The following is an 8,811-nucleotide window of genomic DNA, read 5'->3' on the forward strand; positions in this document are numbered from 1 at the left end:
CTCAGGCGTTAAAAGTTTGGTTGTAGCGCTCCAACAACTCAGCGCGACGCGGAATAATGTAAGTCCAGTCCGGCGTAAACAGATTCAGCTGCTGCATTTTCTCTTCCGGATAGGCGAGATATTTCAGTGTCGCCTCATCAAAATTGATGCCCCGCACCGTAGGTGCGCTGAGCGTGACTTCGGCCAGCATCTTCTGCACATCGACATCCAGCAGGCGGTTAATCCACGCCAGCCCCAGTTCTCGCTGTGGCGCGCCTTTGACTAATGCCAGACCGTTGATGCCGGTGAAAGCCCCTTCTTTTGGGAAGGTCATGTCGAGCGGAATGCCTTTCTTGGTATGGGGATATATGGCTTTGGAATACTCAATTCCGCCGACCATCGCCTGGCCCTGCGCCACCATCATCACCTGCGCTTCGCCGTCATACACGGTCATGACGTTATTTTTCAGTTCGGCAAGTTTGTCCCAGCCTTTATCGATCTCATACTGCGCTTCCTGCAACGGTTTGCCGGTAGCCAGCGCTGCGGCGACAATCAACATCAGAATGCTTTGAGTATTTTTTGGCGTGTTGAGAATCATTTGATGCGCATACTTCGGCGTAAAGATTTCGTTGTAGCTCTCAATCGGTTTACTGACTTGGGGATTGATAAACAAGCCCGCCATGGAGACCGAGAAACCGACACCATAGCGATCGCTTAACAGATAACGGTCGAACACATTTTTCAGGTTCGGAATACCTTCTGCGGGCAGTGCTTCAATTAAATTCTCCGCTTTGGCCTGTGGCACGCCGATATCATCCATCGACATCACGCTGAACACCGGTTTGGCTTTGGTCGCCCGCAGCGCCGCGATGTTGGCCAGCGTCGCTCCCTCCGTGGTCAGCACCTTACAGTTGTGCTCTTTCTCGAAGTCCGGCAGCACTTTCTGTTTGATCAACGCACCTTGCGCCGAGTTGTAGACGCCCACCTGCAAAACACGATCCGCAGCATTGGCTTTGACCTGGATATAAGGCAGCAACGCAGCGCCTGCCACCGCTTTAATAAAGGTACGGCGTTTGATAGCAGTCATAGAACATCCTCTGGTGTGAAGTTATGCGGCCATCGCACGGCGCAGGCCCACTAATTTTTCCAGTACCACCACCACAACGGTGGCGAGCAAAATAATCACCGTCGACATGGTGGCAACAGACGGGTCAAACACGGTGCCGATCTGGCGATACAACACCACAGGCACCGGAGTATTTTCCGAATCAGCCAACCACATCGAGACGGGATAGTTATCGAAAGAGACCATGAAGCAGAAAATGGCACCGGACATCACGCCGGGTACAATTTGCGGCAGAATCACCTGCCGGAAGGTGGCCCAGCGCGTCGCACCCAGGGTGCGAGCCGCCTCTTCAAGGCTGGGATTGGCCAGTTCAAGGCTGGTGATCACCGTGCGCACCACATAAGGCGAGGTCACCACGGTGTGGGCCAGCAGCAGATTGAGTTTGGCGTTGCTCCAGCCGTAACCGGTAAAGAGTTGCAGTAGGGCGAGGCCGGTGATCAACACCGGGAAGATCAGCGGTGAAAGCAGCAGACCTTTGCACAGATCGGCAAACGGCAGATTGCCGCGTACCAGCGCAAACGCCGCCGGGATCCCCAGCAACAGCGACAGCAACGTGGTACCTAGTGAGAGCAGCGTGCTGAACAGCAGTGCGCCGGTAAATTCACTGTTGCCCAGCACTTTGCTGTACCACTCCAGCGTAAAACCGGTCGGAGGGAAACTGACAAAGTATCCCTCTGAAAAGGAGATCACGATAATCAGCACAATCGGAGCCAGAATGAACACCATCATGGCAGCGGCGAAAGCATAGAGTGCTGCCCCACCCCAACCCTGTAAACGCGCATTCATTTCGCGACTCCCGGCAGACGGCGTCCGCTCAGCAGTTTCATGGATAGCGTGTTCACCGCGATGACAATGAACACTAAAATGGCGGCGATGGTGGCTCCAAATGGCCAGTCATACACCGCGACAATCTGCTGTTCCGCCAGGTTGCCCAGCATTTGCGCACGCGGTCCGCCAATCAGCGCCGGGATAACGTATGAACCGGCCGCCAGTGAGAACACCAACGTCATACCCGCCACCAGTCCCGGCAGGCTGAGCGGAAAAATGATGCGAAAGAAGACCTGCCATGGCGGTGCGCCCAGAGTCCGGGCGGCAAACGGCAGATTGGGATCAATTTTCCCCAGAGCCGAAGCCAGCGGCAGCACCATCATCGGAAAGAAAATCTGTAACGATGCGATGATCACCGCCCACTCGGTAAACATCAGTGCATTGGGTCGGTCGATAATGCCGAGATGCAGCAGTACATAGTTGAGCAAGCCCGTTGGACCATTATTAAGAATCAGCTGCCAGCCATAAGCACGCACCACCACACTGACTGCCAGCGGTGCGATAATCACCAATGTCAGCACGCGAGCCGCCAGTGCATGACCGCGCACCAATACGGTGGCGACCGGATAGGCCAACACAGCGGCAATCAATGAGGTGAGCACACTAATGCGCAGCGTGTTCCATAATACGTCGCTGTATAATGCCACCGAGAAAAAGTGCCAGTAATGGCTGAATGTCCAGGGCGCACCAATATTCCCGTCGGCTGATTGCGTCATTAAACTGAATAACATCAACTTTACGGCTGGAGCAAAAAAGAAAAAGAGCTGAAACGCCAGCAGCGGAATAATCAACATGGCGGGTGATTGCCAGCGCCAGGTTGATTTCGCCCTGGGAATCGGCGTGGGAATGGCTGTCATCGAAATTCCTCCAGACCAAATTTTGCAAAACGTCACATCACAGACATGACGACATCAGAGAAAACTATGTAGAGTAAGAAATTTCGCGTTGAGATATAAGAAAATTAAATGACGCGTTTGAAATTATAATTATTCCGGTCACAAAACGTTAATATGATTATTTACAGCACACCCAATACATTTTCACGATGCGTCTATCTCCTCCGGTTATGAACATTATTAAAGGTGAATACAGTAATCAGATTGCGATATGTCACCCCAACAATCCGTTATTTGCTCTGTATTAAGGTTCACCACTACGCTTATCATTTCCCTCACATCACGAGATGGTTAAAATGTTAAGTCCAACGTCACGAGTAATTATGGTTTCGGGTGCCTCGCGCGGGTTAGGTTTGGCCATTACCGAGCGGTTATTAGCGGCAGGATTTACGGTCAGTGCTGGTGTCCGCCGCCCCGAGACATTGGCTAAACGCACAAATCTTTCTGTACATCATTACGACGCGACCCAAGTGGGGTCAGGTGAAGCCTGGGTTGCCGAGACGGTTTCTGGTTATGGTCGTATTGATGGATTAATTAACTGTGCCGGCATCAACCCGCGCGTGCGCGTATTGGGTCAGGGTGAGCAAGCGCTGGATGACATGTGGCAGATCAATGTCAAAGGGCCGCTGCGCTTGAGCCGCGCTGCGCTGCCCTATCTCCAGCAAGCAGGTAATGGTCGAGTCATCAATGTCGCCTCACTTGCCGGGCGGCGCGTAGGCAGCAATGTGGGCTATGCCATGACCAAATTCGCCGTCGTGGCATTGACGCATGGTATACGGCAAGAGTGTTGGGCGGAGGGGGTTCGCGCCACTGCGCTCTGCCCCGGTTATATCGCTACAGATATGACGCAGGGCGAAACGGAAATTACCCGAGAAGAGATGACCCAACCCGAAGATTTAGCCGAGATGGTGGAGTTGCTGCTGCGCTTGCCGAATAACCTTTCCGTTGCCGAATTGCTGATTAACTGCCGTAAAGAGGCAATGTTATAGCTGAATGTATTACGGGGCGGCGTGATGGCTACAGGGATCAGTTAATCGCCATTTAGTCGCCATAAATGACGACCCTTCGACCATCGAGCGCGGTTTTCGTAGGGTGCGCATTCATGCGCACCGAGACACTCGCCTCTTATCTCGCAGGCTGTGCCAGACTCTGTGTCAGTTCAATCAGCAGTTCCCTTACTGCGGCTGCCGGTTCTGACAAGGGCGTGCGGTCTGACACGCACAATGACAGCGTCTGACTGATCTCGGGGCCACTGATGGAACGGATCACCACATCCCGCGATTCAGACTGAATCCGCTCCGCTATCGCTTTCGGCATAATGATGCAGCCCAAACCGGCATCCACCGCGCGGGCAATACTCTTCACCGCCTCCAACTCCCCGACGATATTGAGGCTTTGATGATGCAGACTAAAAGCCTCATCAATCGCACGGCGGACAAAGTTATAGGACGGGGGCAACAACATCGGGAGCGCACTGAGTTGGGTCACCTGCAGCGGCCCGCCGTCATCATCGAAATCAAAATCTGCGTGCGCGACGAAGTAAAACGTCTCCTCCATCAGCGGTTCATAGTGCAATCCTTTTACCCCACCGCAACCGTGTAGCAGTGCCATCTCCAGTCGGCCATTCGCCACCAGTTCGCTATAGGCTTGCCCCACGCTCTCCACCAAGTGCAGCAAAATACCGGGATGCCTCACCCGCATTTCACTCAGTAGCGCCATCGGTAGTGTTGAAGCCGCACTAAAGGGTGCCAACCCCACCGACACCCTCCCTGACAAGCGCTGGCCCGCACTCAGTACATCCACCTCGGCCTGTGCGAACTGACGCAGCATGGCATGCGCGTGCCCATAAAGCACTTTACCTGCTTCAGTAGGCACGACACCTTGCTGGCTGCGAATCAGCAATTGCCGTTTAAAGTGCTCCTCCAGCGCCACCAGTTGCTGGCTCAACGCCGGTTGTGCAATGTGTAAGGCATCTGCCGCTCGCGTGATGCTGCCCATATCGACAATGGTAATGAAAGACTTCAGACGTCGGATATTCATATTTCCCGCCACAATCATCCTGCCGACACTCAATTTGCCGCAGGCTATCACGACTATATCGAGATTGTTTACTTCTCTATAAGAAGGAATGCTTTTAATCAGATAGGGGTTTTATATGGATTGATGAGTATAATTAGCGCGCAAAGAAATAAGCAAATGGTATCCAGCCAAAACAAAATTATCTTATGGGGAAATGAACTATTCGCTCTATGGTGATTCGCACATTTCGTTAACGCGACGATTCACTGTCAGCGCAGAGATAAAATAATTAACCACTCTACCTGACGCAAATTTCTCGACCAGTATTACCCATGATGTGTGCGCTTCATCCGCTGGCTGGCTGCCAGGGCTTGTTTCAGCCGGAGCATTATTGTGCATTCGACAAACTTAACGGCCAGCGGAATCTTTTCCTGATTCCTTCCATCGCGCGTGAAATAGAACGCGGTGTTTATACCAACAAGATGATAAATGCTATAACGAGGATAAATGATGAAGCTTTGTTTAAAAATGTGTATCGCCAGCGCGCTGTTTGCTTCTACGCTCAGCCATGCTGCCGAAATTTACAATAAAGATGGGAATAAACTGGATCTGTACGGCAAGGTGCAGGGCGAGAATTATATTTCAAGTAATGATAGCCTCGGTGGCGATCAGTCCTATATGCGTTTTGGTTTTAAAGGCCAGACCCAGATCAACGACCTGCTGACCGGCTACGGCCAGTGGGAATATCAAGCGCAGCTCAATAACAGCGAAGGCAGTGATGCGCAGAGCGGTAACAAAACCCGCCTGGGTTTTGCTGGGGTGAAAGTCGGCCAATATGGCAGCTTCGATTACGGTCGTAACTACGGCCTGGTGTATGACGCCATCGCGTATACAGACGTACTGCCAGAATTTGGTGGCGCAACGGGCACTGCGGATGGCTTCTTGCGCGGGCGCTCTACCGGCGTTGCCACCTATCGTAACCGTGATTTCTTTGGATTAGTGGATGGCCTGAGCTTTGGTTTGCAGTATCAGGGCAAAAACGATCGTGATGCCATCAGCAAAGCCAACGGCGACGGTTGGGCAACCTCACTGGGTTATGCCACTGACTTTGGTGTGAGCGTCGTCGGCGGTTACGCTAATCTGGACCGTACTAACGCACAGAATGCCGATGGCGTTTATGGACATGGTGCACGTGGCGAGAGCTGGGCAGTGGGCGCGAAATATGATGATAACCAGTGGTACTTTGGTACCTTCTATGGCCAGACCCGTAACGCCTACGCGATCAGCAACAGCCTGACCGGTGAAAGTGGCTTCGCCAATAAAACCGAAAGTTTTGAAGCCACACTGCAATACCAGTTCCTGAACGGCATCCGCCCTTCTATTGCCTGGGTGCAAACCAAAGCCAAGGATGTGGAAGGTGTGGGTAATGAAGATCTGCTGAAATTCCTTGAGCCTGGATTGACCTACTACTTCAACAAAAACATGAAAACCTTCGTCGTGTATAAGATCAACCTGCTCGACGATAACAACAAGCTCGGTTTACCGAACGATGACCAGGTCGCACTGGGACTGGTGTATCAGTTCTGATATCAAAAAGGCCAGCTTTGCTGGCCTTAATATAAGTTTTTTAGCCGATTATTTGTTGAAGAATTTACTCAACGGAAAGCTGAACCTTTTTGCCCATTGCTGTAACCATGCCAACCAGCGAATCAATGGTGAACTTCTCAGTTTTTTGGTTCACGACGTCCGAAACTCTCGGTCTCGATACATGCATAATCTTTGCGGCTTCAATCTGCTTGTAGCCACTCACAGAAATCCATTCAGCAATTGCGGCCATGAGCTGCTTTTTTAGCTCATCTGCCCGATTAATCTCTTCGCGAGATTGTGCCAACAGGGTGTCAGCTTCAGCTGATTCAAACCCAAGATCTGCAAAAATGTTTCCGCCCACTTTAGTCACATGCCGAGACTGGGTATCGATGTTATCTTTCATATCAGTTTACTCCGCTCTTCTACTACTGCCTTGTAGCGCTCGACTATGGTGCTTACATCTTTTGGGCTAGTCTGCTGTGTTTTTTTCTGGAAAGCATGTAACACATAAACTGCTTCTGCAAATTTCGCGACATAAACCACACGATATTCCCCATCATCGCCCTTAATTTTTATCTCAATGACTCCCGCTCCCCAACGGTTAACTGCTTTGAAGTGAGTAGGATTATGACCATTTTGGATTTTATGGAGTTCAAAACCCACATCCTTCTTCACTTCAGTTGGGAACTTCTTTATGTCATCCAGAGAAGTTCCACGCCAGTCCAAATCCTTCTCATCCATAATTGTGCGCTCCACACGGCTCCATTTGTGTATAAAAAATTATACACGCTGAGGCGTGCGCAACAAATACCTTGCAATAAAAAACCCCGCAGTTGCGGGGCCTGTCTCAAAATCATTTTTTCACGGATACAAACCGCGATCCTTTCTGGCCAACAGAATACGCTCACAGGCCAGCGCATAAGCCGCCGTTCTTAATGTCACATCGAGCGTCTCTGCTTTTTGCCACACGGTATCAATAGCGTTCTGCATAATGCTATCCAGCCGCTGATTGATCTCCTCCTCACTCCAGAAGAAGCTGGAAAAGTCCTGCACCCACTCGAAGTAGCTGACGGTGACGCCGCCCGCATTGGCAATCACGTCCGGCACCACCGCAATCCCGCGTTGCTGCAACACATCATCGGCTTCTGGCAGCGTTGGGCCGTTTGCGCCTTCGATGATCAAGCGACATTGCAACAGACTGGCTCTTTCCGCGGTGATCTGCCCCTCCAACGCGGCCGGTACCAGAATATCGTAGGGCTGCGTCCAGAAGTGTTCATCAACAATATGATCGGCACCTGGAAAACCTTTGATACTGCCGTGTGTCTGTTGCCAGGCTTGCAGCGCGGGAATATCCAGTCCCGTTGGCAGATAGAGCGTGGCGCTGTGATCCTGCACCACCACCACTTTGGCACCCTGTGCATGGAACAACTCGGCACTCACGCTGCCCACGTTGCCAAAGCCCTGCACCGCCACGCGACTTTGAACTACGTCGATATCCAGCATTTCCGCCGCACGACAGCCGGTGACAAACACGCCGCGCCCGGTGGCTTTCACGCGCCCAAGCGAACCACCTAAATGCACGGGCTTACCCGTTACCACACCAGTGGTGGTGGCCCCGACATTCATTGACCAGGTGTCCATCATCCAGGCCATCACCTGTGCATTGGTACCGACGTCAGGCGCGGGAATATCCTGCTGTGGACCTATCATATTGCCAATTTCACTGGTGTAACGCCGCGTTAATCGCTCCAGCTCTTTGTGTGACAACTGAGTCGGGTCCACTCGCACACCGCCCTTTGCGCCGCCAAACGGCAGATTGAGCGCCGCGCATTTCACCGTCATCCATGCGGAGAGCGCCATCACTTCCTGCAACGTGACATCGGGATGGAATCGCACCCCGCCCTTGCCCGGCCCGCGAGATAAGTTGTGCTGGACGCGGTACCCTTCGAAATGGCGTACGGTGCCGTCATCCATTTCAAGTGGTATATCAACGATTAATGCGCGCTTGGGATGGGTTAACGTATCAGCCCAGCGGCTGAGATCGCCAAGGAGCGGCAATACGCGTTCGACCTGGGTTAAGTAGGTTGACCAGGCGGAGTGACGGTCACCCGTCACATAGGAAAGTTCAGACAAACTGACCTCCAGATTTTATGTGTGAGATATTGGACTCATGTAGGGTGCGGCCCTCGGGCCGCCCGTGGTGGTTAAATGCTCAGTGTTGCAGGCCGAGTTTTTTCTCCAGATAGTGGATGTTGGTGCCACCCTGCTGGAAGTGTTCGTCGGACATGATTTTCATCTGCAGCTCGACGTTGGTCTTGATGCCGTCGATGATCAGCTCCGCCAGCGCATTCTTCATACGCGCGATCGCCACTTCAC

9 protein-coding genes and 1 pseudogene are annotated in these 8,811 nt (G+C 52.3%); 2 read left to right on the plus strand and 8 right to left on the minus strand.

Annotation, left to right across the window (positions count from 1 at the left end; genetic code table 11):
- Position 1: 1 nt before the first annotated feature.
- Genes ACPUC8_RS25135 through ACPUC8_RS25145 form a run of 3 tightly spaced genes read right to left on the minus strand, consistent with a single transcriptional unit; the run spans position 2 to position 2,790 of the window.
- The gene (locus tag ACPUC8_RS25135; protein WP_494927693.1) at positions 2-1,066 is read right to left on the minus strand and encodes an extracellular solute-binding protein; all 1,065 of its coding nucleotides are present in this window, start codon (positions 1,064-1,066) and stop codon (positions 2-4) included.
- A gap of 21 nt (positions 1,067-1,087) precedes the next feature.
- A complete protein-coding gene (locus ACPUC8_RS25140) occupies positions 1,088-1,891 on the minus strand; it encodes an ABC transporter permease (protein ID WP_494927694.1) in 804 nt (267 codons plus the stop codon).
- On the minus strand, positions 1,888-2,790 hold the full coding sequence (locus tag ACPUC8_RS25145; protein ID WP_494927695.1) for an ABC transporter permease: 903 nt from the start codon (positions 2,788-2,790) through the stop codon (positions 1,888-1,890). The genes ACPUC8_RS25140 and ACPUC8_RS25145 overlap by 4 nt, the downstream gene beginning before the upstream one ends.
- A 362-nt stretch (positions 2,791-3,152) precedes the next feature.
- On the opposite strand from ACPUC8_RS25145, the gene ACPUC8_RS25150 reads away from it, so the two are divergent.
- A complete protein-coding gene (locus tag ACPUC8_RS25150) occupies positions 3,153-3,818 on the plus strand; it encodes an SDR family NAD(P)-dependent oxidoreductase (protein WP_494927696.1) in 666 nt (221 codons plus the stop codon).
- A gap of 136 nt (positions 3,819-3,954) precedes the next feature.
- On the opposite strand, the gene nac is transcribed toward ACPUC8_RS25150, so the two are convergent.
- Positions 3,955-4,869: a nitrogen assimilation transcriptional regulator NAC gene (nac, locus tag ACPUC8_RS25155; RefSeq protein WP_494927697.1), complete on the minus strand. Its 915-nt coding sequence runs from the start codon at positions 4,867-4,869 to the stop codon at positions 3,955-3,957.
- 486 nt (positions 4,870-5,355) lie between these two features.
- On the opposite strand from nac, the gene ACPUC8_RS25160 reads away from it, so the two are divergent.
- On the plus strand, positions 5,356-6,435 hold the full coding sequence (locus ACPUC8_RS25160; protein ID WP_494927698.1) for a porin: 1,080 nt from the start codon (positions 5,356-5,358) through the stop codon (positions 6,433-6,435).
- A gap of 64 nt (positions 6,436-6,499) precedes the next feature.
- On the opposite strand, the gene ACPUC8_RS25165 is transcribed toward ACPUC8_RS25160, so the two are convergent.
- The 4 genes and pseudogenes from ACPUC8_RS25165 to ACPUC8_RS25180 form a co-directional block, all read right to left on the minus strand.
- The gene (locus ACPUC8_RS25165; RefSeq protein WP_494927699.1) at positions 6,500-6,838 is read right to left on the minus strand and encodes a helix-turn-helix domain-containing protein; all 339 of its coding nucleotides are present in this window, start codon (positions 6,836-6,838) and stop codon (positions 6,500-6,502) included.
- A complete protein-coding gene (locus ACPUC8_RS25170) occupies positions 6,835-7,176 on the minus strand; it encodes a type II toxin-antitoxin system RelE/ParE family toxin (protein ID WP_039336750.1) in 342 nt (113 codons plus the stop codon). Before ACPUC8_RS25170 ends, ACPUC8_RS25165 begins: the two co-directional genes overlap by 4 nt.
- A 120-nt stretch (positions 7,177-7,296) precedes the next feature.
- Positions 7,297-8,568 carry a Glu/Leu/Phe/Val family dehydrogenase gene (locus tag ACPUC8_RS25175; RefSeq protein ID WP_039336752.1) on the minus strand — a complete coding sequence of 424 codons (1,272 nt, stop codon included), beginning with the start codon at positions 8,566-8,568 and terminating at the stop codon, positions 7,297-7,299.
- Between the two features lie 79 nt (positions 8,569-8,647).
- Positions 8,648-8,811, minus strand: a pseudogene (locus ACPUC8_RS25180) (acetyl-CoA carboxylase biotin carboxylase subunit); the annotation flags it as partial.

The organism is Pantoea sp. CFCC18177, assembly GCF_059412425.1.